This is a genomic window from Streptomyces sp. SDr-06, from assembly GCF_003324565.1.
In the GTDB taxonomy this organism is placed as follows: domain Bacteria; phylum Actinomycetota; class Actinomycetes; order Streptomycetales; family Streptomycetaceae; genus Streptomyces.
Window position 1 is genome coordinate 27343 of record NZ_QOLA01000030.1, and the last position, 24562, is coordinate 51904.

Below are 24562 nucleotides of genomic sequence, written 5' to 3' on the forward strand. Positions count from 1 at the left end.
GATTTCCCCCCGTTGGAAAGCTCATTCTGGAATACTGCCTCCGCCTGTTGCCGGAAAGGCGATGTCTCCAGCTATCACCAGGTCCTCCACCCGGCAGGTCTCTTCGATGATCACTTCGTAGAGCCGGCGAAGGAAATCGCGATCGACGTGGTGGGCCGCGCCGTATTCGGCTGCCCTTTGCTGAACGATCCCGATGCGATGGGGCTGCATCATGGGGACGCCGTTCTCGCGTTTGTGGTCCGCTATGCGCACACAGCATTCGATGCGCCGCCTGATGATGTCAAGAAGTTGTTCGTCGATGCGGTCGAGTTCTCCGCGTAACGCCTCGAGCGGGGCCGTATTCCCGACGGGCATGTCACATCCTCTGGTAGAGAACCGGGACTTTGTTCCGTTCGGTCTGTGCAAACTCCTCCAGGCCCCTCCGCTCCACCGTGAATTCGACGCACCGTGGGCCGGTGATGACCTGGTGGATGTGATGGGCTTCGTGCAGGGACTCCGCGACGGCCGCCGTGGTGATTCCGGTCGGCGTCCGGGGCGAGAGCAGCAACCGGACTCTGTAGTGGGGAAATTCCCAGAGCACCTGGAATTGGCAGTCGGCCGGGTCCAGGACTCCCAAGGCGGCCAGTCGCTCCAGGAGCTGGTCGGACGAGACCTTCCAGGTGTCCACGATCAGCGTCTGGCCGATGCGGCCCAGCAGCGTCAGCCGCTGCGTCTGGCTGCCGCACGCGCATCCCGGCGGGTCCATCCGGCCGCGGTCGCCGATCCGATAGCGGAACAGGGCCATTCCGGTGGTCGCGAGTGGAGTGACCACCACCGCCCCGGGACGGCCCGCGGGCACGGGTTCACCGGTGCTTTCGTCGACGATCTCCACCACGACCGCGTCCTCGTGCACATGGTGTTCCGCCGCGGAGATATGGGCGCACTGGTACCCGATCGGGCCGGTCTCGGTCGTGGAGTACGCGAAGGACCGGACGGTCAGTTCCGGGGCCACGGCGGCGATCGCGTCCCTGCGCGCCTGTCCGACCGGCTCGCCCATGTAGAGAAGCCGCCGCAGGTGCGGGACCGTCGCCGCGGTCTCGGTCGCCACGAGTTCGGCACCGTGGGACGGGGACGAGACGATCGTGTCAATTCCGTGCTCGCGCACCAGTTCGGCTATGTGGGCCATGGAGGGCTTGTTGCCGAGCGGAAAGGCGAGGGCGGGCACCAGCTGGAGCACGTCCTGCACGAAAGTGAAGGCGCCGCCCAGTTCCGCCGGGTGCATGCAGTTCGCCACCCGGCGGGGCAGCGGGGGCGCGGCGGCGTGGATGCCCCTCGCGCCGAGCCGGTTCACCTGCCGGGTGAACTCCCAGGAGTGGTAGAGGACTTTGTTGAGGCCCGAGGTTCCGCTGGAGCGGATCACCAGACCCGATTTCCCGCCGTCCATGAGGAATTCCTCGGAGCCGGGCGGAGAGCCACCGGCGAGGTCCTGTGGTGTCAGTATCGGCAGTCGGGTCAGTTCGGACGGGTGGCTCACCCGGTCGAGCTCCGGCCAACGACGGTTCACCGAAGGACTGTTGCGCGCCGCTGCGACCATCGTCTGGAGATTGGTGTCCCGCAGCCGCTCCAGATCCGATCTGCTGAAGGCATTGAGGTTGTCGGCGAGCCTTATCGCGTGATCGCCGACAACGTTGTTCGAGCGTGCGTGGGTCTCGGTTGTCATGATGAGCCGGCCGATATCCCTTCTGGTATGTACACGACGGCGCTGCATGGGCGTACACGGCCCGCGGCCTTGCGCGCTCGGCCTGGAGATCAATGTTTCAACGCGGTGCACAGTGCGGGTGCCACGGTCGGAGACCGGCTGTCGACACAGTTGTCCACGGAACTGATGCGGAGATCGGCACAGTTAAACGGATCGTGATATTCCACAACCGTCACCATCCCCGTTGCAGCCGCAGCATTGCATGGCGCCACGGCTGGAGGCAAGGGCTTTCCGGTTCGTCCGAAATTCCTTGTCGGCACTCCGGTTTGGTGGCACTTCGCAGAGATTCGCCGGGTCGCAGACAAGCCAAGTTGCTTATTCTCCATGATCGTGGTGGCTGATTGTCGCCGTGCACGTTCCGTGCCGGGAGCCGGGCTGGCTATCCTGGCCGCTATCTGACGCAGCGCGTTACGGGGGACCCTGGGGGAAGGGGTGGCGCTTCGCTTCACGTGGCTCCGTGGCCACGCCTCTAAGATCGACTTTCCAAGAGAGCCGCCGTAGGCCGAGTGCCGACGGTGCTGCTGACACGCCGATTGAATCGACGCCGGCCGGGTGCCGGAAACAGGCGGCGCGCCTTTCTTCGGGCGCGCCCCGAACTAGGGCGCCGCGCGAACTGAGCGCGACGCCTCGGTGTGCTGCTTATGGACGTCAATCGACGAATTAGGTGCCTATGAAAAGTACCGTGCGTTCCGATGAGGTGTTCGGCCTGGTGGAATCGCCGCCCGCGGACCCGGCTCCGGAGGCGGTGTCGCTGCCTGCCGAGTTGCGGCGCCGGCTCCACGAAGCACTGGCCCGCCCCGCGGCCCACCAACCGGACTGGCCCGATCCGGCCCGGGTGGTGCGGGCGCGAAGGGTGTTGGAGAGCGCGCTTCCCATCGCCGTCCCCGCTGAAGTGGACCAACTGCGCGAGCGACTGGCCGAGGTGGCGCTCGGCCGGGCCTTCCTGTTGCAGGCCGGCGACTGCGCGGAGACCTTCGCCGCGAACACCGAAACCCACCTGCGATCCACGATCCGCACCGTGCTGCAGATGGCGGTCGTGCTGACCTACGGAGCGAGCCTGCCCGTGGTGAAGGTGGGACGGATCGCCGGACAGTACGCCAAACCCCGCTCCTCGCCGACCGACGCGCAGGGCCTGCCCTCCTACCGGGGCGACATGGTCAACTCCGCCGACCCCACCTGGGAGGCGCGCACCCCGGACCCCTCCCGCATGGTCCGGGCCTATGCCAATGCCGGCGCGACGATGAACCTGGTGCGGGCCCTGAACGCGGCGGGCATGGCAGACCTGCACCAACTCCATGCGTGGAACCAGGACTTCGTGCGGGACTCACCGGCCGGCCAGAAGTACGAGGCGGTGGCCGCCGAGATCGACCGGGGGCTGCGCTTCATGTCCGCCTGCCGTGCCGACGACGCCCAGGTGCGGGGCACCGAGATCTACGCCAGCCATGAGGCGCTGCTCATGGACTACGAGCGCTCCATGCTCCGGCTGGACACCCGGCACGGGCCCCAACTCTATGACGCCTCAGCCCACTTCCTCTGGATTGGGGAGCGCACCCGGCAGCTGGACGGAGCCCACATTGCGCTGGCCGAGCTGATGGCCAACCCGATAGGGGTGAAGCTCGGCCCGAACGTCACCCCCGAGCTGGCGGCCGAGTACGTGGAACGCCTGGACCCGCACGGGGTGCCGGGCCGGTTGACGCTGATCGCCCGCATGGGCAGCGAACGCGTCCGTGACGTGTTGTCCACGGTGGTGGAGAAGGTCACCGCGAGCGGGCACCAGGTGATCTGGCAATGCGACCCGATGCACGGCAACACCCACACCTCGTCCAGCGGCTACAAGACCCGGCACTTCGACCGGATCGTGGACGAGGTCCGCGGCTTCTTCGAGGTCCACCAGCACCTGGGCACCCATCCCGGCGGCATCCATGTCGAGCTGACCGGGCAGGACGTCACCGAGTGCCTCGGTGGCGGCCAGGAGATCGGCGACACCGACCTCCACGGACGCTACGAGACCGCCTGCGATCCCCGGCTCAACTCCCAGCAGTCCCTCGAACTGGCCTTCCTGGTGGCCGAGATGTTCCGCCCGGCGAAGAACGGCGGGACCAGCCGTTGAGGGCGTACGCGTCATGCCTTGTCCAGGATCTGACGCACCGCGGCCTGGACGGCGGGCCAGGCCGCGGAACCGGGCCGGACGACATCGACATGGCTCGCGCCCGGCACCTCGATGAGCGTGCCCCCGGCCGCCTGCTGGTAGCGCCGGGAAACGGACACCGGCACCATCTCGTCCAGCTCTCCGTGCACGAGGAAGACCGGGACGTCCAACGCGCCGAGGCCGACCGGGTCGGCCGCCGCGTACCGGTCGGGCACGTCGTGCGGGCCGCCCCCGAGGAAGTGAGCCACCGCGCCGTCGCCAAGGTTCAGCCGATGCGATTCGGCCATGTCCGCCACAGCGGCCAGGGCGACGACCCCGGCCACCTTGGCGGGCTGCACACTCCAACCGGGTGCTCCCGGGGGGAGGCGGTGGCGCAGAGCCGCCCACAGCCCGAGCTGTCCACCGGCCGAATGTCCGACATACACCATCCTGTCGAGGTCGACCCGGCCCGGATGCGCGCGCTCGAAGAGGGCGGGCAGCACGCCGAGTGCCTGGGCGACATCCGTGAAGGTCGTGGGCCAGCCCCCGCCCGCGCCGGTCCGCCGGTACTCCACATTGGCCACGGCGATGTTGTCCCCGAGGAGCGAGTCGACCGCCTTCGCGAGGTACTGACGGTCGTACTGCGCGCGCCAGAAGCCGCCGTGCAGCAACACCGCCAAAGGCACCGGCCCGGTCGCCCCGGCCGGGACGGCGAGGTCGGCGACCTGATCGGGTCCGGGGCCGTAGCTCACCGTGGAGCGGTCGTTCACCGTGGCGCACCTCGCGCATGTGAGGGGGAACGTGAGACCGACTACGATCCCGGCCAAGAGCGCGGAGTTCAATACCGCGTTCCCGCCGTACATGCCGGATCCGGCCGGTGTTTCGAGGGCGGATCGGGCTGCCGAGTGAGGCGGCGATCATCCCGGGGCCACCCCGTGCCCCCTTGGCGCACCCCGTCGGGATAGTGTTCCCTTTGGTCTGGTTGGTCGGCTAGTGTCCCCCGGACGCACGGTCCGTAAGGGGGCACCACACATGTACGCCGTTGACGCCGTCGACAGACCCGGCCGCCCGCCCGGTGTCCGGACCGGCCCCAACGGGCTCACTTCCCGGCAGGCCGCCATCGTCGCCTTCATCGAGGACGAGGTGGCCCGCCAGGGATACCCGCCCTCGATGCGCGAGATCGGCCGCGCGGTCAAGCTGAAGAGCACCTCGTCCGTCGCCCACCAGATGATGGCCCTGGAGAACAAGGGCGTCCTCTACCGCGACCCGCACCGCCCCCGTGCCTACCGCGTCCGGGACGGCTGGAATGGACAGGACTCCACGTCCGCCGCCGACCTTTCGGCCCCGGTGAGCGTTCCGCTGGTCGGTCGGATCGCGGCCGGTTCCCCGATCCTGGCCGAGGAAGCGGTCGAGGACGTCCTGGCCATGCCACGTCACCTGGTCGGTGAGGGCGACCTGTTCGCGCTCACCGTCGTCGGCGACAGCATGATCGACGCCGCGATCTGCGACGGCGACATCGTCACGGTCCGGCGTCAGGACTCCGCCGACCACGGCGACATCGTCGCGGCCCTGTTGGACGGCGAGGCCACCGTCAAGCGCCTGCGCCGCATGGACGGGCAGGTCTGGCTGATGCCCCACAACTCCGCCTACCAGCCGATCCCGGGCGACAGCGCCACCATTCTCGGCAAGGTGGTCGCGGTCCTCCGCACCCTGTGATGCGAGGCCTCAGCCGGTAGGGGAGGACGGTCGGCGGCGGGCGAGCGAGGCGGGGCGGACGGCCTTCGGTCCGAACTTGCGGCGTGCGGCATCGGCGGCCGCCTCGATGCGGCGCCGTTTGTCGTCAGCGGGATCCAGGAGCAGTTGCTGGTAGGCGTGTTCGGCGCTGGTGAGGCCTTCGGCCCGCAGGGTGATGGCGGTGACGCGGGCCCGCTGGAGACCGAGGCTCGCGAACAGGTCGCGGGCGGTGTGTGCCAGGGCGTTCGAGTGCGCCGTCGCCTCGGTCAGGGTGCGGGTGCGCGTCGTGGAGGTCCGGTCGGCATAGCGGACGGTCAGTGTCAGCGCACGGCAGACCTCCTTCGCCGTGCGCAGCCGCACGCCGAGTTCCTCGGCGAGGCCGAGCAGGGCGCGGTGGTGCTGGGCGGGATCGAGTTCGTCGGCCGGGAAGCGATGGGTGCTGGACGTGGTGCGGATGAGCGTCTCGCGCTGGACGGGCCGTTCGTCGATGCCGCAGGCGAGGGCGTGGAGCTCGCGGGCGGGGCTCGCGCCGAGGATGCGGGCGAGGGTGGCGGGCGGGGTGTCGGCGAGTTCGCCGACGGTACGGATGCCGAACGTTTTGAGCGTGCGCGCCGTAGCCGGTCCGACGCCGGGAAGGAGCGCGGTGGGCTGGGGTCGCAGGAACGCTTCGACGGAGTCCGGGTCGGGATCGATGACGGTGATGCGCCCGGGCGCGGTGGCTGCGGCTGCCATCGCCGCGATCATCACCGAGTTCCCGGCGCCGATCGTCGTCGGCACCCCGTGCAGGGCCAGCGCGCGCAGCGCCAGCACCTGTGCCGCCTCGTAGGGGGTGCGGTCGAGGTAGCGCAGGGCGCCGGTGAGGTCGAGGTCGACCGCCAGATCCTGGGGGTGCGGCTGGTAGCGGGGCGTGAAGTTCTCCACCAGCGACATCAGCTCGCCGAACACGTGGTCCGCGTCGTCGTCGGGGCCCGGGTGAAAGAAGACCCGCATGATGCACCGCGCACGGTTGTGGCTCATGACGCTCACCCCGCGCTGCCGCGGCTGGTGTGACCGAGCGCCTTCAGGTCGGCGGACCGGGTTCCCGCGGGCTGGAGATCGGCGTACGGATGCAGCCTCGCGCCAGCTGTCCCATTCACCAGGGTCCGCTGCCCGTCCCTGCGTACCCGCTCCTGGGTTCCGCTCGGGGGTTGGGCGGGTGTCGGCTGCGGTGCCGAGGCGCCGACGAGAGCCAGGGCGGCGTCGAGACCGTTGTCACGGCGCTCCGCGGCGAGCTCGTCCAGGTCCCATACGCGGGCGCCGACCACCGTGCGGCGCGGCCCGCGCCGCTCCACGGTGCCCTGAACCAGAAGGAGCCCGGAGTGGAAGATGGTGTGTGCACACGCGGCGTGGCTGTCTTCGAAGAACGCGATGTCGACCAGGCCGGTGCCGTCTTCCAGGGTGACGAAGATGACGCGCTTGCCCGACGCGATGGGCGGCGTCTGCGTCGAGGCGCGCACGCCGGCGACCAGGACGCGCTGCCCGGCGTGCAGCTGGGCCAGGCGCCGGGACGGGACCGCGCCGAGCTCGGACAGCAGCCGGTGGTGGTAGTCCATCAAGTGCCGCGACACGTCCATCGACAACACCTCCAGCTCGGCACCGAGCTGCTCGCGGCCGGTCATCTCGGACAGTCCGCTCGCGCCCTGGGCCAGCGGGGCGGTGTCCAGAGGGAGCTGTCCGCTGCTGGGGCGGGCGCGGGTCTGGCGGTGCAGCTCGGTGAGCTGGAGCAGCAGGTCACGCCGGGACGCGTCGCCGGCCACCGGGGCGAGGGCGCCGATGCGGGCCAGGCGCTCGGCGGTGGGCAGCGACGGCCGGGCCCGCTGCCACAGGTCCGCCAGCGATCCGTACGGCTGGCCGGCTGCGATGCGGGCGGCTTCGTCGTCGCGGATGCCCTTGACCGCGGACAGCGCGAGCCGCACCCCGGCCCGCCCGTCGGGACCGGGTTCGACGCGGTAGCTGGTGTGGGAGCGGTTGACGTCGACGGGCAGGATCGGAATGTCATGGCGCCGCGCGTCCGCGAGGATCACGCGGGCCGGCCACATGCCGGGGTCGTGTTCCAGCAGCCCCGCGTACAGGGCCGCCGGGTGGTGCGCCTTCAGCCAGGCCGACTGCAGGGCGGGCACGGCGAAGGCGACGGCGTGGGCCCGGCAGAATCCGTACGCGCCGAACGATTCGATCACTGACCACACTTGCCCCAGGACGGCGGGGGAGTAGCCCCGGGCTCCGGCCTCCTGCTCGAACCAGGCGCGCAGTGCTGGCAGGCGGGACGCGTCCGACAGAGCGCGGCGGAACACTTCGGCCAGGGCGCGGTCGCAGCCGGTCATGACCGCGACCATGTCGATGATCTGTTCGTGCCAGATCGTCACCCCGTAGGTGTCGGCGAGCACCGGCTCCAGGTCCGGGTGCGGATAGACGGGGGCTGCGCCGTGGCGCGCCGCGATGTAGACGGCCGGCATTCCGCCGGCCACGGGCCCGGGACGGAACAGGCTGATGTCGGCGATCACGTCTTGCGGGTTGCGGGGCTGGAGGCGGCCGAGGAGGTCCTGCTGGCCGGGGGATTCGAGCTGGAACATGCCGACGGTGTCGCTGTTCTGGATCATCTTGAAGGCCCAGAAGTCGTCCAGCGGCACCTGCTGCGGGTCGTCGAGGTCGATGGTCTCGCCGCTGGTGCGATGGATCTCGGCGACGGCGTGCGCCATCGCGGACTGCATCCGCACCCCGAGCACGTCCAGCTTGAGGAGCCCGAGGTCTTCGACGTCTTCCTTGTCGGCCTGGACCATGGGGTAGTTGCCACCCGGGGTGGGTTGTACCGGGAGCCGGTCCAGCAGGGAGCGGTCGCTGAGGATCACTCCGCACGGGTGCATGGCGTAGCCGCGGGGCAGCGCGTCCAGCTGCTCGGCCAGCTCGAACAGCGGCCCGTAGCGGTCGGCTTCGGCTGCCAGGGGGCGCAGTTCGGGCAGCTCGGCCAGGGCCGAGGTGATGTCGCAGGCCCGCAGGTGGGGGAACGATTTTGCGATGCGGTCCACCTGATGGGGTGCGATGCCCAGGGCGAGGCCGGTGTCGCGCAGCGCGAAGCGGGCCCGGTAGGTCTCGGGCATGCCGGTCACCGCGACCCGTTCCGCCCCGAACCGTTCGAAGATCCGGTCGTAGACCTCCAGGCGGCGCGCGGATTCCACGTCGACGTCGATGTCCGGCAGGCTCTTGCGCCGGACACTGATGAACCGTTCGAACAGCAGCGAATGATCGAGCGGGTTGGCCGTCGCGATGTCCAGGGCGTGATTGACCATGCTGCCCGCGCCCGAGCCGCGGGCGGCGACGCGGATGCCCATCTCCCGTACATCCGCGACGACTTGGGCCACCGTCAGGAAGTAGGTGCCGAACCCGAGCCGGGCAATGATCGACAGTTCGTCCTCCAGGCGGCTCATCGCGGTCGCGTCCTGGTCGAGGCCCCGGCGGGCCATGCCGGACAGGGACCGTTCGCGCAGCAACCGGTCGACATCCCCGACGCCGCGGGCGCCGACGACCTCCGCTTCGGGGAAATGGGCCCGCCCCAGGCCCAGGTCGGCGACCGGGTCCACGTGGCAGGCCTCGCCCGTCCGCAGGGTCGCCTCCAGCAGGCGCACCGCGCGACCCGGGCCGGCGCCTGCGGCCTGGGCGACGCGCTCGGCGGCGGCCGCCATCGCCCCGGGGTCCTTGAGCCACCGCTCGCCCGGGTCCAGGCGGTCCGCTTGGCGGAAGGGGATGGGGCGCAACAGGCGGGCCGCGTCCAGCACGTCCGCGACCCGGTTCTGGTGGGGGTCGGCGTAGCGGGCGGCGTTGGTGAGAACCGCCTCGATGCCGAGCTCGTCGGCGAGCTGTACGGTCCGTCCGGCCAGGCGCAGCGAGCCGGGTCCGGTGCCGCTCCGCCCGTACCAGAGCACCTCCAGGCGCAGCGCGTCGCCGAACAGCTCCCGCCAGGGATCCAGCAGCCGGGCGGCCAGGTCGGGACGGCCCGCGGAGAGGGCGCGGACGGGTTCGGAGACCGGGCCGAGCAGCGCGGTCAGGCCCGCCCCGGCGTGGGCGTGGAGCATCGGCCAGGACACAACTGGCAGTCCGCCACCGGCTGCTGCGTGCGCGGCGGACACCAGTCGGCACAATCCGGCCCAGCCCTCGATGTTCTGGGCGAGCAGGGTAATGCGTAGCGGCGGCTCGATCACATGGGCGCCGCCGCGCACCGGGGTCCGGCGGCGTGCGCCGGGCGCGGTGGGGCGGTGCGGGGCGACCGCGACGTCGACCCCGAGGATCGGCCGGACGCCGTGGGCGGAGCAGGCCTTCGCGAAGCGCACGATTCCGGCCACGGAGTCCCGGTCGGTGAGGGCGAGCGAGGCCATGCCGCATTCGGCCGCCCGTCGCACCAAGGCGTCCGGGTGGGAAGCGCCGTACCTGGCGGAATAGCCGGAGGCAACATGCAGATGCACAAACCCGCCCATCCGCTCCTCCTGCGTCTTGTACCCCCTTGCCCCTTCTGTCCCAGTGGCCAGATATCCACCATAACCCAGGTGCTCGAATCTCTGTTCGAACAAAAGGTAAGACGTTTTCCGGTCCGAGGTGCTAGCAATTGCTAGCCTGGGTGCATGGCAGCCGATGAGAAGCAGCTCAACGTCCGGGTCCGCGCCCGTACCCACGAGCTCCTCGCCGAACGCGTCCAGCGCAAGGGCGTCACCATGCAGGCCTACGTCTCCGGCCTCATCGAAAGCGACCTCGACCCCGCCCGCGAATCCTTCGTCGCCGGCCTCGTCGAGGACATGACGGGCCTGCTCGACGAATTCGACGGCGCCTTCGACCCCGGCCGACGCTGATGTTCCTGCGCATCGACGCCCGCTGGATCGAAGACGCCCTGCAGGACTTCGAACAACGCTCAGGCCGCGAGATCGGCATCGACGACTGGGGCGCCCTCGCGGCCGCGGTCCACCGGCACGCCTACGAACTCCACGCGGGCGAGCCCTTCTACCTCGAAGCACCCGTACGAGCCGCCGTCCTGCTGCAGATGTTCGTGACGCTCAGGCCGCTCACCGACTACAACGGCCTCGTCGGATCCGCGCTCGCCCTGCGCTACCTCCACCAGTCCGCCGAACCCGCCAAGCCTCCTGCCGGCGCCATGCCCGACCTCGTCAGAGAACTGCGCACCGGCACCCTCACCTTGCGCGCGACCGCCGCCCGCCTGCACTCCTGGACCACTGCCTGACGAACCGGCGGCGTCGGCTGCCCTCCGAGCCGAGGGCAAGCGTCGCGGGGCGCGAAGCACGGTGCGGCCTCGCTCCGGCTGCCCCGCCCGAGGGGTCACCACTGCGGTACGGCCTCTTCGGGAGCTACAGGACCGGGCGGGGTGCCGTTACCGAAGGGGCGGCCGCCCAGTGAGCCCCGGCCGTGGGCGTCGCGCCAGCTCGACAGGTCCGGGCCGCCGGGCACGATGCCACTCGGGTTGATGTCCTGGTGGACCAGGTAGTAGTGGCGTTTGATGTGGTCGAAGTCGACGGTGTCGCCGAATCCCGGGGTCTGGAACAAGTCGCGTGCGTAGGCCCAGAGAACGGGCATCTCGGAGAGCTTCTGCCGGTTGCACTTGAAGTGGCCGTGATAGACGGCGTCGAAGCGGACGAGTGTGGTGAACAGCCGGATGTCCGCCTCGGTAATGGTGTCACCGACCAGGTAGCGAGAGTCCGTGAGCCGTTGTGAGAGCTGGTCAAGACGGGTGAACAGGGCGGAGTACGCGGCGTCGTAGGCCTCTTGGGAGCCAGCGAAGCCCGCACGGTAGACGCCGTTGTTCACGTCCCTGTAAACCGTCTCGTTCACCGCGTCGATCTCTTGCCACAGTGCCTGCGGGTAGAGATCGGGCGCTCCTTCGCGATGGTGCGCCGCCCACTCCAGCGACATGTCGATCGTGATCTGGGCGAAGTCGTTGGTCACCACCTTGCCGGTCGGCACGTCGACGATCGCCGGGACCGTGACGCCCCGGTCGTAACCGGGATCGCGGGCCAGGTAGGCCTCCTGGAGGCGTTCGATGCCGAGCACCGGGTCGCGTCCGCCCGGGTCCAGGTCGAACGTCCAGCTGCGCTCGTCATGGGTCGGCCCGGCCACGGCCATCGGCAGTGCGTCTTCCAGTCCGAGAAGCCGCCGCACGATGATGGCTCGACTGGCCCAGGGGCAGGCCCGGCTGACCACCAGCCGGTACCGGCCCGGTTCGACGGGAAAGCCATCGCGTCCGTCTGCGGTGATGCGGGTGGTGATGTACCGGCTGTCCCGCGTATAGGCGCTACCGGGATGCACGTAACTCATAGGTAACTCATAGGCCACAAACCCCTGTCCAGTATTCAGGCCCCGCGTCGGCGCCTGGCTCGGCTGTGGGCGCGGCCGCTCCCGAGAGGCGTCCGCTCCCACGACAAGGGTCCCGACCCCCGGCGCGCCCCGCTCGTCGAAGCCCCGGCGGGCTGCGTCGGTCTTCTGGCGGACCGCTCGTTTGTGCGGTCGCGACGTCCGCAGGGCGCGGCTACCCCTTGGCACTACTGGGTATGAATTAACAACAAGACCAAAACACTAACCGGTAGTGCTATGGTCCTCGCATGAAGAGAGTGAGCTTCGCCGAGTTCGGCGGCCCCGACGTTCTCCACCTCGCCGACGCCGAAGAACCCCACGCGGGTCCAGGCCAGATACGCATCGCCGTGCGCGCGGCGGGGGTGAACCCCGTCGACTGGAGGATCCGAGAAGGCCAGTTCCAGAAGGCCCGCCCGATCGAGCTGCCCGCGGGGATCGGGCAGGATGCCGCCGGGGTGGTGGACGAGGTCGGCGACGGCGTCCACGGAGTCAAGGCCGGCGACCGCGTGTTCGGGCGAGGCGCGAGCACCTATGCCGAGTTCGCCCTGCTTTCAGCCTGGGCTGCGATGCCCGAGGGCCTGTCGTTCGAGGAGGCGGCCGGATATCCCTCCGTGGTGGAAACCGCGCTGCGCATCATCCGCGAGGTTGGCGTGCGGCCAGGGCAGACGCTGCTGGTCAGCGGCGCGTCCGGCGGCGTCGGATCGGCCGCTCTGCAGATCGCCCGGGACCGCGGCATCACGGCGATCGGCACGGCCGGGGCCGCCAACCAGGACTATCTGCGAAGCCTGGGCGCCCTCGCCACGACGTACGGCGAGGGCTGGGTCGAGCGGGTGCGGCGGCTCGGCCGGGTCGACGCGGCGCTTGATCTGTCCGGCTCGGGTGTGCTCCGCGAACTCGTCGAGCTGACCGGTGACCCGCAGAAGGTGATCTCCATTGCCGATCTCGGTGCGTTGGAGCTGGGTGTCCGGTTCTCCGGTGTGACCGGGAACGTGCCGCGAGCGCTCGCCGACGCCGTCGATCTCATCTCGCGAGGCAAGCTCCACATCCCGGTCGAGAAGGTGTACCCGCTCACCGAGGCAGCGGCCGCGCACATCGACAGCCAGGCCGGTCACACCCGCGGGCGCCGCGTCGTAGTCGTCTGAACCATTTCGGGCTGCCTCTGCGGCCCGGCAACTGCTCTCTCCTCTGCGACGCTTCAAGGAGCTCCATGCACACTCCTGTCACGATCATCGGCGCCGGACTCGGCGGGCTCGTCCTGGCCCGTGTCCTGCACCTCCACGGCTTCCCGGTCACGGTCTACGAGGCAGAGTCCTCCCCGGCGGCCCGTTCGCAGGGCGGAATGCTCGACATCCACGAACGCAACGGCCAACTCGCCCTCAACGCAGCCGGCCTGATGGACGAGTTCCGTGGCCTCGTCCTGGAGGGCCGCCAAGCGATACGGCTGCTCGACCGGGACGGGACCGTCCTGTTCGACCAGGCCGACGACGGCACGGGCACAAGCCCCGAGGTACAGCGCGGCGAGCTGCGGCAGATCCTGCTCGACGCGCTCCCCGGCGACACCGTCCAGTGGGGCCGCAAGGCCACGGGCGTCCGTGCCCTGCCCGGGGGCCGTCACGAGGTGGCCTTCGCAGGCGGCGCCGCCGTCGTCACACATCTCCTGGTCGGCGCGGACGGCGCGTGGTCACGAGTGCGGCCGCTGCTTTCGGACGCCACCCCCGAATACGTCGGCCGGTCCTTCGTCGAGACCTGCCTGCACGATGCCGACACCCGACACCCGGCCACCGCGAAGGCGGTCGGCGGCGGAACGCTCGTCGCACTCGACCCGGACGGCAACGGCAAGTGGCTCGTGGCTCACCGGGAGAAGGGCGGGACCCTCCACGCCTACATCACCCTGGCCAAGCCGCGGGACTGGTTCGCCACCATCGACTTCACCGACGCCGCGGCAGCCACCGCACGGATCGCGCAGGAGTACACCGGCTGGGCTCCAGAACTCACCGCCCTGATCACGGCCGGGTCCACCGCGCCAGTCCTGCGCCCCCTCCATGCCCTGCCCGTCGGGCACCGCTGGGACCGGGTGCCGGGCGTCACCCTGCTCGGCGACGCTGCTCACCTCTCGACGCCCAACGGTGAAGGCGCCGGCCTGGCCATGGAGGACGGCGCCGAACTCGCAAAGGCGCTCGCCGCACACCCTGATGACATCGAGACGGCGCTGGCCGCGTACGAGCGCGAGCTGTTCACGCGCAGCGCGGCGGCCGCCGCCGCAGTCGCCCACAATCCCACCCCGCAAGAGATGATCAGGTTCTTCACCGGCGGACAACCCGGGGGGATTTTACCGGGCGTCAGGAGGGGCGAGCGCTAGCCACCGTTCCCTGTTGAACGATTGTCCCGACTGCAGGGGTTGTTCCCGATCGCCGTTCCACAGGGCCGGTCCGCGGCTCCGTGGCCCCCTCACCAGAGGAGGCCGAAACACCACATGCGGGGTCCGGCTGAAGGCCGCCTCGCGGGGCGCGTCACCGGCGTCACCCGCGTGTGCGGGCTCGGAGTCCTCGCTGCTGGTGGAGTTTTGCGAGGTTGCGGTGCCGCTCAGTGAGACGGGCCGCCGGAAGCGGTCGCGCAGGAGACGACGGCTATGTCGAGGAGGACGTACTTGAGGGGCACGTTCGCCTGGACGGGGCTTCCGGGTTCGGAGACGTCATGTTCGGGGCTGACGGACAGGCGCAGGTTCCCCTTGGTGAACTGCGTGTCCTTGGGGGTGTTCGGTACGGGATCCCAGCCGTCCTTGACCAGGTTGGCGAGGGACCGGGAAACCTTGGTGCGGGCGTCCTTGTCGTAGGTCGCGCTCAGTTTGGAATCGCATTGTCCTGGGGTCCAGGGGTCGGCACCCGAGGGTGTCAGACCTTCCGAGAAGAAGGCCTGCTTGATGTGCCATTCGGTTTCTCCCCAGGCCTTGCGGGACCGTTCGTAGGCGAGGCTTCCGCTCATGGGCGACGCAGATCCAGCTATGGTGGGAGGGGGCGTTGACGGCCCCTCGAATCCGCCGCAGCCACTCAGTACTACCGTCATCGCGGCGGTGAACAGCGTCACCTTGACCGATCGCACAAGCCCTCCCCAGTTTTCCTGCAGATCTTGGCAGGAGTGTGACACGGACCTGTGACAGGGCTTCATGCGCCCTGGAGAACCGATCCTGGTCCCCTGAGGCGGTTCGGTTGGCGTTGACGCGGGCCGGGCGGGGGCCGGGTAACGGCGGTGCGCGGCGCGGGTGTTAGCTTCCTTCCCGTGTTGCGACACCAGGATGAGACCAGGGCGGCCTACGACGGGGTCGTCGAACTGTATGCGTCCATGTTTGCCAATCAGTTGGAGACGCAGCCGTTCGCGCGGCAGATGATCGCCACCTTCGCCGAGTTCGTGCGCGGCACCGGGAACCTGCGGACAGCCGACGTCGGGTGCGGCCCCGGGCACCTGACGGCCATGCTGCACGGCCTGGGGCTGGACGCCTTCGGGCTCGATCTCTCCCCGGCCATGGTCGCGCACGCCCGGCAGGCCCATCCGGAGCTGCGGTTCGACGAAGCGCGCATGGAAGCCCTGCCCGTCGAGGACGGCACACTCGGCGGAGTACTGGCTCACTACTCGATGATCCACACCCCACCTGCCGAACTGCCCGCGCTGCTCGCTGAGCAGGTGCGTGCCCTGGCACCAGGAGGCGTGCTCCTGGTGTCCTTCTTCGGTACGGAGGGTTCGGAACCGGTCCGCTTCGACCACAAGGTGGCGCCCGCCTACAGCTGGCCGACGGAGCAGTTCGCCGATCTGCTGTCCGGAGCAGGACTTGTCACCTTGGCGCGACTGCTCCACGACCCAGCGTCTGAGCGGGGCTTCCTCGACTCCCACGTGCTGGCCCGCCGCCCGTAGCGGGGCCCTGTTAGCGTCATACGGTGATCTCTCTGGGGGAGCCGGCATTCTTCACCCGCCTGCGCGACGCGCGACGGGTGCTCATCGTCGGCGCGGGGGGTGGCTTCGACGTCTACGCCGGGCTGCCGCTCGCGTTCGCGCTGCGTTCGGCGGGCAAGGAGGTGCACCTCGCCAACTTGTCGTTCGCCGACCTGTACGGCCTGGACCTCGACGCGTGGGTGGACCAGGACGTCGCGGCCGTCGGACCCGACACCCCCGTGCGCGGCGACTATTTCCCTGAACGAACGCTGGCCCAGTGGCTCGTGACGCAGGATCTGCCGCCGATCGTGTATGCGTTCCCGAGTGTCGGGGTCCAACCGCTGCGCGCGGCCTACCGGACGCTGATCAAGTATCTCGGTGGTGTCGACGCGGTCGTGCTGGTGGATGGCGGCACGGACATTCTGATGCGCGGCGACGAGCACGGTCTCGGCACCCCGGAGGAGGACATGGCGAGCCTGGCCGCAGTGAACGGACTCGACGAGGTTCCGCACCGGCTCGTGGCCTGTCTCGGGTTCGGGGTGGACGCGTATCACGGCGTGAACCACTCGCTCGTGCTGGAGAACCTGGCCGCCCTGGACCGGGACGGCTCCTATCTCGGCGCGTTCTCGCTGCTCGGCGCGGGGCGGGAGGGCGCGCTGTATCTCGACGCGGTCGCGCACGCCGAGCGTCACACCGCGAGCCACCCGAGCATCGTGAACGGTTCCGTGGCCGCCGCCGTGCGGGGTGACTTCGGCAACGTCCGGGTCACGGAAAGGACCAAGGGCAGCGAGTTGTTCATCAACCCGCTGATGGCGCTGTACTTCTGTGTGGACCTGCCTGGACTGGCAGGCCGCAATCTCTACCTCGGCCTGCTGGAACGGACGGTGCTGATGCGGCAGGTGGGTTCCGTGATCGAGGAGTTCCGCACCACGCTGCCCCGTCAGCGCCCCCCGAGGACGTTCCCGCACTGAACCTTCCTCTGGCACGCGCGGATGCTTCCTGTGCGCGGGTTCATCTCGGGCGGGGCTCGTGGGCGGTTCGGCGATGCCGACGCACTTCCCGGCCGTCCCAGGGTTGTGAGGCTTTGCTTCCCAGGGCCGGCGCGGAGGCGACGCTGTCACGAGCGCGTGGGTGCAGGGCCTCCGGGTGTCGTCCACACTGACGCGGCAGGGGAGGACGGCTTCTGGCCGCCGCCCTCCCGGTTGTCATCGCCGCGGCGGCCCGGGCCGAGCCGTCCGGCTACCGGCTGAGCGTCTTGAGAGCCGCCGCGTCGTACGGCTGCAGTTCGTCGAAGCGGTTGCCGAGGACCTTCGCCGCCCACTGCGGGTCCTGCAGGAGTGCGCGGCCGACAGCGACCATGTCGAACTCGTCGCGCTCCATGCGGTCCAAGAGGTTGTTGATGTCGCCGAGAGCCGAGCCTTCACCGGCGAAGGCGCCGAGGAAGTCACCGTCGAGGCCGACCGAGCCGACGGTGATGGTCGGCCGGCCGGTGAGCTTCTTGGTCCAGCCCGCAAGGTTGAGGTCCGAGCCCTCGAACTCCGGGAGCCAGTAGCGCCGGGTGGAGGCGTGGAACACGTCCACGCCCGCGGACGCCAGCGGGGCGAGGATCGCCTCCAGTTCCTCCGGGGTCTGTGCGAGGCGGGCGTCGTAGGCCTCCTGCTTCCACTGCGAGTAGCGGAAGATCACCGGGAAGTCGGCCGACACGCGTTCGCGGACCGCGGCGACGATCTCCGCCGCGAACTTCGTGCGTGCGACCGCGTCGCCGCCGTAGGCGTCGGTGCGGCGGTTGGTGCGCTCCCACAGGAACTGGTCGAGCAAGTAGCCGTGGGCGCCGTGCAGTTCGACGCCGTCGAAGCCGATGCGCTCGGCCTCCGCGGCAGCGTCGGCGAACGCGCCGATGACGTCATCGAGGTCCGCGCGGGTCATGGCCTTGCCGGTTCCCTCGGTCCCGTCGACGCGGATGCCGGAGGGGCCGACGGCGGGCGCGTCGGCGTACGGCGCCTGACCCTGCTCGCGCACCATGCCTATGTGCCACAGCTGCGGCACGATCGTGCCGCCGGCCTCGTGCACGGCCGAGGCGACCTTGGCCCACCCCGCCAGCTGGTCCTCGCCGTGGAAGCGCGGGATCCGGTCGCTCTGTCCGGCGGACTCGTGCCCGACGTAGGTCCCCTCGGTGACGATGAGGCCCACACCGGCGGCCGCCCGGCTGGCGTAGTAGGCCTGTACGTCCTCGCCGGGCACGCCGCCGGGGGAGAACATCCGCGTCATCGGGGCCATCGCGATGCGGTTGGGGACGGTCAGACCGTTCAGGGTCACGGGCCGGGACAGGATGTCGGCCGCGCGAGAGGCGGTGGACGGGGTGACGGTCATGCGGGTCCTCCGAGGGATGAGGGGGCTCGTCCGGGTACGACGAGAAGTGCATAGTACACATGCTGTGTATCATGCATATTGCGTGCTCGTGGGGGAGGAGCCGCCCTGATGGGGCACCCGGCGGCGCCTCGGTGCGGTAGGGGCCCGCGGGCCGCGACGTGGTGGCCGAGACCCGGCGCTCGATCCGTCCGGGGTGGCACCACGCGTCGACTTCGAAGGGGGGCTCGCCTCGGTGGTCGGCGGGTCGGCGACAATGGAGCGACGGAATGGCTGGGAGGCGTGGTGCTGGAAAAGCTGGAGCGGGAGCTGATGCTGCTCTCACGACACCAGGTGCTCGCCCGGCGTGAGCGTGACCCCGAACGCCTGGAGCGGTCGGCGTACCTGCTGCTCAGCCGGATCGACACCCAAGGCCCCATGTCCATCGGCGAGTTGGCGGAAGCCTTCGGACTCGACACCTCGACGGTGAACCGCCAGACGGCGGCCCTGCTGCGCTGCGGACTGGCCGAGCGCGTGGCGGACCCGGACGGCGGCATGGCCCGCAAACTGCGCATCACCGACGAGGGCGGGCGCCGCCTCGCCCAGGACCGTGAGGCCAACCGGTCCTGCCTGGCACAGGTCGTCGCCGACTGGTCCCCCGAGGAGGTACGGGAGCTGGAGGGCATCCTGGTCCGGCTGAACCGCAGCGCCGAGGCCCTTGAAGGCCGCTACTGGCCGCGTTCCGAGGACGACGGCCCCCGCGCCGACTGCCCCGCGCGGACGCCCCACCACCCCGCCCGCCCCACCCGGTAGGACCTGCCGCTGCCGCCCCGGGAACCGCACCGGCCTCATGGCGCCCACCGCGGCGGGGCCGACTGGGCGTCAGGCGGGTCGAACCGTACGGGGGCCGACGCACCCGGCGCCGTGAGCTCGGACGCGTTCGCGCAGCGCCCGATCGGCGGTCACGACCGTGCAGGGCCGGTCGGCGTGGGCGGCGGCGAGTTCCACGATGAGGTCGTCGCCGCTGCCGGGCGCGGACTCGACCCGCACCCCGGCCACGGACTCGACACCCCGGGCGGCACCCTCGACGACGAGGATCACCTCTTCGCCGGCGTCCCTTCCGGCCAGTTGGTCCCGCAGCCGCTCAGCGGCGCCCTTGCGGTCGCGCCACCATCCGTCCGGGACGGAGCCGACGACGTTCGCGGCATCGACGATCAGTACCGAACGCACACTCACGATGCCTCCCGAGCGCGTCGTGCCTGACTCGGCGTGGTGCGCATCCCTTTTGTGATCACGGGCCGTGATTCTGCCATGGTCGCGTGGAGCACCTCGGGCCGGCCCTGAAGCAGAGCCGGTCTCGACTCAGTCATATAAAAAGACAACTACCGGATTGTCGTCAGCGCGCCTCTTCTGCTTCCGCACGCTCCCCGGTGCGGTACGTCCCGCCGGGTTTCGCGTCGCAAGGTCGGGTAGGCCTTCCGGAGGATAATGCGAAGATATGCAGCTTTGAGAGTCGCTGCAGACAAATCACTCCGTGCCACCTCCGCGACGCAAGGAGGCCTGAAGTATGGCTATCTCCCCAGTGACCGGAAAGGTCCCCGGCCCCGCCGAAGCCGGAAGTGAGAATGCGGTGGGCAAGACCTATAAACCCACGCGGTTTATGCGTCACCCGCTCACGCGCAAGAATCAGAGGGAACTCAGGCTCCTCACCAGCGAGCCTCCACCCATCCTGGGCAGGTGGAAAAGCTGGGAAGACATGAGCCGAGCAGAGAAAAAACCGCCGGAATGGAGCACGGTCAGCGGGAAGTGGGACAAGGTCAAGGGAAAAGTCCAGAAGGCATCCGCCGATGAGCCGGACCGCTGGATCGCTCCCATCGGGTTCTCCATCAACAAGGTGACATATGGCACCTTCCCGGAGGGAGACTCTGCGCACGGGCGCGGGTGGGGCACCTACATGAACATGGGTGTGCCGCTCATCGAGGAGCGGAGCGACATTCAGCAGCCTCCCCCTGACGTGATCTATGAGAACACGTTCGTCAATCGAACCGACCCGCGGCCGGTTACCTGGACCGCTGGTTTCGAATACTCGGTTTCGAACACGGTCAGCTGGTCCCTCCAAGGCCAGGTGCAGCTCACGTTCGGCGCGAAAGCCACTGGGTCCCTGCAACAGCAACTGCAGCAGAGTATGGCCCTGAATCAGTCCCAGAAGACGACCCTGAAGAACAGCAAGGACAACCAGGGCGTCGACTCGGAGTCGCAGTCGCAGGGGACGAGCACCACCACGGCGACCGGTACGGCTACGGGTACCGGAGAACTGTCGGTCCAGTTGATGCTCGGGATCAGCGCTTCCGTCAGCGGATCGTTCACCACCCAGTTCAAAGGTTCGTTCTCGCTGAGCGGCACCGTCGACACCCGGGCCGTGGTGCGGGCCACCCAGCGGCGCAAGGTCAGCAGGTTCGACTATGAACTCCCCATTACCTTCGGCGGAGTGGTGGCGCTGTACTACGCGGAGCCCGTGGAATTCAGCGGCATCCAGAGCATTCAAGGGGCAGAGGACGATGAGACGCGCAAGCGCGCGCAGACGCAGGATCAACGCGGAGTAGCAGAACCCGAGAAGTATTATCACGTGGTCGCGCGGGCGGTCGACGTACTTGAGTTGATCGAGGACGGCAGGGACTACTTGAGTCAAAAAGGGGAGGCGGAGATCGTTTCCGTCCTGGCCGGGGAAGCGGAGGTGTTCGAGCTGGAAAAGCTCACCCTCAGCGACGGCTTCGTCGAGGGGCAGGAAGCACCGTTCTACAAGAGCTGAAGCCAGAGCCGACGCGTCGTTCCGCGAGGGAACGCAGAAGGGAAGCTCATGTCTGACGGCAAAGGCCAAACCGGCGGCGAGCGAGAAAGCGGGCCCACGGGGAGGTATGACCTTTTTGGTAACGCCTTCAACAGCGGCAGCGACCGGGCCAAAGAGGCCGAGAAGTCCGCCGAGGAACTCGGCAAGGCGATCCCTGGTGCCGGCCACGGCGCCTGGGACGAAGACGAGGAGAGCGTATCGGGAGACGTGTCGGCCTATGTGCAGAGTCTGGAGAAGGGGCGCGACCCATGGCATCCGCGCCAGACCGCACACGGGGCACTGGATGTCATGCAGGGCTTCCTCGGTCCGCATTTCTCGAGTTTCCAGGCGACAGCCGAGCGTCAGCGTCAAGTCAGCGAAGACCCCAAGCCGACATCCGGCACGGCATCATCAACGATGAAGTCCTCGACCGAAGAGGAGGAATTCAGGAAAGCGGCAAAAATTCGCGATGAAGATCAGCCGCACATCAGCGACGACATGCGAAGGAATCTGGACAGGACTCGGTACCAGACCGAGGGCGCCCTCCTTGTCGCAGGCGGGATGGCGGGCCATGCCGTGGGCGTCGCGCTGGACCCGGCGCAGGAGAAGGCCTACGTCGTCACGGACAGCGGCAAGCTCTACAGCGTCTCGCTCACCCATCACGTCAAGCGCGAGTTCGTGACGACCGAAAGCCTGGGAAGTCCCGGGGGAGTGGCCCTGGACGGAGAGGGCAAGGCCTACGTCACCGACCACAGCGGCAATCGCCTCGTTCGAGTCGATCTGTCCAACGGCACCACCGAGACGGTTGTCACCGGCGTTCAGGCCTACGCCGTCAAGCTGGACACAGAGGGCAAGACTGCCTACGTCACCGGTCTGGACGGAAAGCTGTTCGCGGTCGATCTGGGGAAGAAGGACACCAAGAAGCTGATCGTCGACGGGTTGGGGCCGTCCACCTCGGGAGCGACGCTGGACGGCAACGGCAAGGCGTACACCGGCAATTGGAACCACGTAGGGAATCTGTGGGAGGTGGACCTGCTGGCCGACCGGCCCACCAAGCGTGCGGTGACCGCCCTCTCCCGGCAGAGCGGCGACATCGCGCTGGACGGCGCGGGCACGGCGTACATCAGCGATCACTGGGGCGACGTCCTGTACAAGGTTGACCTGGCCAGCGGCGCCCAGCGCGTGGCGGTCAAGGCCACGGGCAGCTTCTCCGCTCTCGGCGTCGCGTTGGACCTCGACAATGGTGTGCTGTACGTCAGCACTTGGGAAGGCCAGCTCTGGCGGTTCGCTCTGCGGGTTCTGCAGAGCCCCGAGCTGATCGAGATCACGACCGGAGTGTAGGGAGCAGGCCGCCTCCCGCGGCTTGTGCACCACCGCACGCGGTTTCACTCCAGCAGGGTGACGGCCACAGCCGCGATCACCATGACCGCGGCGACGCCGACCAGGACGCACCGAGCCACCCACCGCCCTCCGACGTACCCGGCCGCCCCTCGCCTGGCGATCCGGGGAACCTCGGTGAGCAGGCAAGGCTCAAGCCAGTAGCCCCCGAGCAGAGCGGCGTACTGCACACCATCGTCATCGCGCATGTCCACACGCCTTCAACACCGCTTCCGGCGCGGCCGCAACGGGCTGGACTTCGATGTGATGAAGAGCTGGAGATGGAGGAATGCACCGTCCGTTCCGGGGCAGGCGCGCCGATTAAAACTCCGCGCGCGAACCACATGCCGACCGTGATCACGAGAGGCACCCACTTGCTGGAGCGTTGCGCAGAGCGCTGGCGCGGGCAGTGGCGTACGCCGGAGGCCTTGCCTTCTCACGCCCCCTGCGCACTTCATAGATCGGTTCGCGCCCTGATGCGGGGGTGCGCGCGCCTTCCCGGGCCCGGGAGCCTGATGGACCGTTACATGTCTAACCTGCTCCGTTCCGGTCGGGTGATGGCTGTCGCCGGGGCCCTCACCCTCATCTCCTGACCCGGCTGGACCGCCGCTGGTCCTGTCACACGGCCTCGCCCTGACAGCGATGGCGGCCCACCACCCCCGACCGCCACGGCCGGTAGGCCTCAACTGCCGAGGCCGAACCCGGCGCGCAGAAACCAAGGAGCCGATCGTGACTCACCATGGCGACCGCCAGGCGAACCTGGCCGAAGAAGTGGTGACCCTGCTGGCCGGGCTTGCCGATCTCGCTCTCAGCGGGCTGAGCAGCGCGGTCGGCAGCGCCAACAACCTGCTGCGCCGCGCAGATCTCGGAGAGCTCCTGGCGGACGGTCAGGATGAGGCCAAGGCCCGTGGCCGACTGTTTCTCGACCGTCACGCCGGTGCGACACCGGCACATCTGGAGGTCCTGGCCCGCACGGTCGGGACACACTCGCGGGAGACGACCGCCTCGTGACGGACAACACCGGGAACAGCCTCCTCAAGGAACGGATCGACTCGGTCCTGGAGGAGTTCGTCACGGCTGAAGCACATGCACTGGCTGACATCGACGCCGCTCTGCAACCGGTCTCGGAGCAGCTCCACGCCGCGACCGGGCACGGCAAACGCCTGAGGGCCGCCTTCTGCTACTGGGGTTGGCGCGGCACGGGACAGCCCGACAGCGACGCGCTGGTACGGGCCGCCGCCGCCATCGAGCTGGTCCACGCGGCCGCCGTGGTGCACGACGACCTGATCGACCACAGCAGCACCAGGCACGGCCGCCCCACCGTGCACACGGCCCTGAGTCGGCCGGCCTGCGGCCAGGTCCGCGACGCCGACCGTGGCCCGAGCGGCCGTGACCGCCCTCAGCCCAGCGCCCGGGCACTGGCGATGCTGGTGGGAGACCTGCTGATGGCGATGGCGGGACAGCTGTTCACCAGCTCGGGCCTGCCCGGCGCCTTCCTCCACAGAGCCCGGCCCCTGTGGACGGTATTGGCCCGCGAACTGGTGGCCGGGGAATGCCTGGAGATCCTGCGGACCGGGCGCGATCCCGAACTGGATGCATCGGTGAAGGTGATCCGGTACAAGACCGCCAAGTACACCGTCGAACACCCCTTGCAGCTCGGTGGTCTCCTCGCCGGCGCCACGCCGCGCCTCCTGCAGGCCTACAGCGATTACGGCCTTCCGCTGGGCGAAGCCTTCCAGCTCCGCGACGACCTGCTCGGCCTGTTCGGCGATCCCGCCGAGACGGGCAAGGATCCGGCTGATGACGTGACCGGCGACCGCCCCACCGTGCTGATGGCCCATGCGCTCGGTTGCGCCGGTCCGGCCGAACGCGAGGAACTGCGCGGCCTGCTGGGCCAGGAAGGACTCACGGAGCAGCAGGTGCAGCAGGTCCGGGACATCGCCTGTCGCACCGGAGCCGTCACCCGTGTCGAGGAGATGATCACCGCCCGGCAGCGCGCGGCACAGGACGCACTGGCGGGCGCCGACGTGACCGGGGAGGCCCGCCGCGCGCTCACCACTCTGGCGGCCGACGCCACCACCCGCACCCACTGACCCCTGGAGCA

The 24562-nt window shown here is 69.2% G+C and carries 23 protein-coding genes; 13 read left to right on the forward strand and 10 right to left on the reverse strand.

Annotated features, from left to right (window positions below; genetic code table 11):
- Window positions 1–21 precede the first annotated feature (21 nt).
- A complete protein-coding gene (locus DT019_RS35310; RefSeq protein WP_114041085.1) occupies window positions 22–354 on the reverse strand; it encodes a chorismate mutase family protein in 333 nt (110 codons plus the stop codon).
- 1 nt (window position 355) lies between these two features.
- On the reverse strand, window positions 356–1699 hold the full coding sequence (locus DT019_RS35315; RefSeq protein ID WP_189390222.1) for a phenylacetate--CoA ligase family protein: 1344 nt from the start codon (window positions 1697–1699) through the stop codon (window positions 356–358).
- Between the two features lie 784 nt (window positions 1700–2483).
- Here DT019_RS35315 and DT019_RS35320 point away from each other — a divergent pair.
- On the forward strand, window positions 2484–3848 hold the full coding sequence (locus DT019_RS35320) for a class II 3-deoxy-7-phosphoheptulonate synthase (protein ID WP_411292767.1): 1365 nt from the start codon (window positions 2484–2486) through the stop codon (window positions 3846–3848).
- 11 nt (window positions 3849–3859) lie between these two features.
- On the opposite strand, the gene DT019_RS35325 is transcribed toward DT019_RS35320, so the two are convergent.
- A complete protein-coding gene (locus DT019_RS35325; protein ID WP_223279922.1) occupies window positions 3860–4636 on the reverse strand; it encodes an alpha/beta hydrolase family protein in 777 nt (258 codons plus the stop codon).
- Window positions 4637–4898: 262 nt separating this feature from the next.
- On the opposite strand from DT019_RS35325, the gene lexA reads away from it, so the two are divergent.
- The gene (gene lexA, locus DT019_RS35330) at window positions 4899–5582 is read left to right on the forward strand and encodes a transcriptional repressor LexA (protein ID WP_114041089.1); all 684 of its coding nucleotides are present in this window, start codon (window positions 4899–4901) and stop codon (window positions 5580–5582) included.
- 9 nt (window positions 5583–5591) lie between these two features.
- Here the strand turns inward: lexA and DT019_RS35335 are convergent, their stop codons facing one another.
- Both DT019_RS35335 and DT019_RS35340 read right to left on the reverse strand, forming a co-directional pair.
- On the reverse strand, window positions 5592–6617 hold the full coding sequence (locus tag DT019_RS35335) for a DNA polymerase thumb domain-containing protein (protein ID WP_223279923.1): 1026 nt from the start codon (window positions 6615–6617) through the stop codon (window positions 5592–5594).
- Window positions 6618–6622: 5 nt separating this feature from the next.
- Window positions 6623–10105, reverse strand: a complete 3483-nt coding sequence (locus tag DT019_RS35340; RefSeq protein WP_114041091.1) for a DNA polymerase III subunit alpha — start codon at window positions 10103–10105, stop codon at window positions 6623–6625.
- A 144-nt stretch (window positions 10106–10249) separates the two neighbouring features.
- Between DT019_RS35340 and DT019_RS35345 the strand changes: the two genes are divergently transcribed.
- Together DT019_RS35345 and DT019_RS35350 are read left to right on the forward strand one after the other, a co-directional pair.
- Entirely contained in the window at window positions 10250–10474 is a 225-nt protein-coding gene (locus tag DT019_RS35345; protein ID WP_114041092.1) for a hypothetical protein, read from the forward strand.
- Complete coding sequence (locus DT019_RS35350) at window positions 10474–10860, forward strand: hypothetical protein (RefSeq protein WP_114041093.1); 387 nt, start codon at window positions 10474–10476, stop codon at window positions 10858–10860. Before DT019_RS35345 ends, DT019_RS35350 begins: the two co-directional genes overlap by 1 nt.
- Before the next feature lie 95 nt (window positions 10861–10955).
- Here DT019_RS35350 and DT019_RS35355 read toward each other — a convergent pair whose 3' ends face one another.
- On the reverse strand, window positions 10956–11948 hold the full coding sequence (locus DT019_RS35355) for a glutathione S-transferase family protein (protein ID WP_189390224.1): 993 nt from the start codon (window positions 11946–11948) through the stop codon (window positions 10956–10958).
- 284 nt (window positions 11949–12232) lie between these two features.
- On the opposite strand from DT019_RS35355, the gene DT019_RS35360 reads away from it, so the two are divergent.
- Together DT019_RS35360 and DT019_RS35365 are read left to right on the forward strand one after the other, a co-directional pair.
- The gene (locus DT019_RS35360; protein ID WP_114041094.1) at window positions 12233–13126 is read left to right on the forward strand and encodes an NADP-dependent oxidoreductase; all 894 of its coding nucleotides are present in this window, start codon (window positions 12233–12235) and stop codon (window positions 13124–13126) included.
- Window positions 13127–13191: 65 nt separating this feature from the next.
- Window positions 13192–14343, forward strand: coding sequence for an FAD-dependent oxidoreductase (locus DT019_RS35365; RefSeq protein ID WP_114041095.1), 1152 nt, complete (start codon window positions 13192–13194; stop codon window positions 14341–14343).
- 224 nt (window positions 14344–14567) lie between these two features.
- Here the strand turns inward: DT019_RS35365 and DT019_RS35370 are convergent, their stop codons facing one another.
- Window positions 14568–14966: a hypothetical protein gene (locus DT019_RS35370; RefSeq protein ID WP_114041096.1), complete on the reverse strand. Its 399-nt coding sequence runs from the start codon at window positions 14964–14966 to the stop codon at window positions 14568–14570.
- Window positions 14967–15260: 294 nt separating this feature from the next.
- Between DT019_RS35370 and DT019_RS35375 the strand changes: the two genes are divergently transcribed.
- Entirely contained in the window at window positions 15261–15890 is a 630-nt protein-coding gene (locus DT019_RS35375) for a class I SAM-dependent methyltransferase (protein WP_114041097.1), read from the forward strand.
- A 23-nt stretch (window positions 15891–15913) separates the two neighbouring features.
- Window positions 15914–16879 (forward strand): DUF1152 domain-containing protein, encoded by a 966-nt coding sequence (locus DT019_RS35380; protein ID WP_114041098.1) that lies wholly within the window; start codon window positions 15914–15916, stop codon window positions 16877–16879.
- 268 nt (window positions 16880–17147) lie between these two features.
- Here DT019_RS35380 and DT019_RS35385 read toward each other — a convergent pair whose 3' ends face one another.
- The gene (locus DT019_RS35385; protein ID WP_114041099.1) at window positions 17148–18278 is read right to left on the reverse strand and encodes an NADH:flavin oxidoreductase; all 1131 of its coding nucleotides are present in this window, start codon (window positions 18276–18278) and stop codon (window positions 17148–17150) included.
- A gap of 309 nt (window positions 18279–18587) precedes the next feature.
- On the opposite strand from DT019_RS35385, the gene DT019_RS35390 reads away from it, so the two are divergent.
- Window positions 18588–19067: a MarR family winged helix-turn-helix transcriptional regulator gene (locus DT019_RS35390; protein ID WP_223279926.1), complete on the forward strand. Its 480-nt coding sequence runs from the start codon at window positions 18588–18590 to the stop codon at window positions 19065–19067.
- A 69-nt stretch (window positions 19068–19136) separates the two neighbouring features.
- On the opposite strand, the gene DT019_RS35395 is transcribed toward DT019_RS35390, so the two are convergent.
- Window positions 19137–19490: an NTP pyrophosphohydrolase gene (locus tag DT019_RS35395; protein WP_114041100.1), complete on the reverse strand. Its 354-nt coding sequence runs from the start codon at window positions 19488–19490 to the stop codon at window positions 19137–19139.
- Window positions 19491–19821: 331 nt separating this feature from the next.
- Here DT019_RS35395 and DT019_RS35400 point away from each other — a divergent pair, with 331 nt between their 5' ends.
- Both DT019_RS35400 and DT019_RS39220 read left to right on the forward strand, forming a co-directional pair.
- Window positions 19822–21063, forward strand: coding sequence for a gluconolaconase (locus DT019_RS35400; protein WP_114041101.1), 1242 nt, complete (start codon window positions 19822–19824; stop codon window positions 21061–21063).
- 48 nt (window positions 21064–21111) lie between these two features.
- Window positions 21112–22422, forward strand: a complete 1311-nt coding sequence (locus DT019_RS39220; RefSeq protein WP_147267385.1) for a YncE family protein — start codon at window positions 21112–21114, stop codon at window positions 22420–22422.
- Window positions 22423–22466: 44 nt separating this feature from the next.
- On the opposite strand, the gene DT019_RS35410 is transcribed toward DT019_RS39220, so the two are convergent.
- Complete coding sequence (locus DT019_RS35410; RefSeq protein WP_147267386.1) at window positions 22467–22667, reverse strand: hypothetical protein; 201 nt, start codon at window positions 22665–22667, stop codon at window positions 22467–22469.
- 520 nt (window positions 22668–23187) lie between these two features.
- Here DT019_RS35410 and DT019_RS35415 point away from each other — a divergent pair.
- A complete protein-coding gene (locus DT019_RS35415; RefSeq protein ID WP_114041104.1) occupies window positions 23188–23469 on the forward strand; it encodes a polyprenyl synthetase in 282 nt (93 codons plus the stop codon).
- Window positions 23466–24551, forward strand: a complete 1086-nt coding sequence (locus DT019_RS35420; RefSeq protein ID WP_114041105.1) for a polyprenyl synthetase family protein — start codon at window positions 23466–23468, stop codon at window positions 24549–24551. Before DT019_RS35415 ends, DT019_RS35420 begins: the two co-directional genes overlap by 4 nt.
- Window positions 24552–24562: the final 11 nt, after the last annotated feature.

Bases quoted from the DNA above. Each gene is read 5' to 3' on its own strand.
- DT019_RS35310 (WP_114041085.1), bottom strand. From the start codon at position 354: ATGCCCGTCGGGAATACGGCCCCGCTCGAGGCGTTACGCGGAGAACTC.
- DT019_RS35315 (WP_189390222.1), bottom strand. From the start codon at position 1,699: ATGACAACCGAGACCCACGCACGCTCGAACAACGTTGTCGGCGATCAC.
- lexA (WP_114041089.1), top strand. From the start codon at position 4,899: ATGTACGCCGTTGACGCCGTCGACAGACCCGGCCGCCCGCCCGGTGTC.
- DT019_RS35335 (WP_223279923.1), bottom strand. From the start codon at position 6,617: ATGAGCCACAACCGTGCGCGGTGCATCATGCGGGTCTTCTTTCACCCG.
- DT019_RS35340 (WP_114041091.1), bottom strand. From the start codon at position 10,105: ATGGGCGGGTTTGTGCATCTGCATGTTGCCTCCGGCTATTCCGCCAGG.
- DT019_RS35345 (WP_114041092.1), top strand. From the start codon at position 10,250: ATGGCAGCCGATGAGAAGCAGCTCAACGTCCGGGTCCGCGCCCGTACC.
- DT019_RS35350 (WP_114041093.1), top strand. From the start codon at position 10,474: ATGTTCCTGCGCATCGACGCCCGCTGGATCGAAGACGCCCTGCAGGAC.
- DT019_RS35355 (WP_189390224.1), bottom strand. From the start codon at position 11,948: ATGAGTTACGTGCATCCCGGTAGCGCCTATACGCGGGACAGCCGGTAC.
- DT019_RS35360 (WP_114041094.1), top strand. From the start codon at position 12,233: ATGAAGAGAGTGAGCTTCGCCGAGTTCGGCGGCCCCGACGTTCTCCAC.
- DT019_RS35365 (WP_114041095.1), top strand. From the start codon at position 13,192: ATGCACACTCCTGTCACGATCATCGGCGCCGGACTCGGCGGGCTCGTC.
- DT019_RS35370 (WP_114041096.1), bottom strand. From the start codon at position 14,966: ATGAGCGGAAGCCTCGCCTACGAACGGTCCCGCAAGGCCTGGGGAGAA.
- DT019_RS35385 (WP_114041099.1), bottom strand. From the start codon at position 18,278: ATGACCGTCACCCCGTCCACCGCCTCTCGCGCGGCCGACATCCTGTCC.
- DT019_RS35390 (WP_223279926.1), top strand. From the start codon at position 18,588: ATGCTGCTCTCACGACACCAGGTGCTCGCCCGGCGTGAGCGTGACCCC.
- DT019_RS35400 (WP_114041101.1), top strand. From the start codon at position 19,822: ATGGCTATCTCCCCAGTGACCGGAAAGGTCCCCGGCCCCGCCGAAGCC.
- DT019_RS39220 (WP_147267385.1), top strand. From the start codon at position 21,112: ATGTCTGACGGCAAAGGCCAAACCGGCGGCGAGCGAGAAAGCGGGCCC.
- DT019_RS35410 (WP_147267386.1), bottom strand. From the start codon at position 22,667: ATGCGCGATGACGATGGTGTGCAGTACGCCGCTCTGCTCGGGGGCTAC.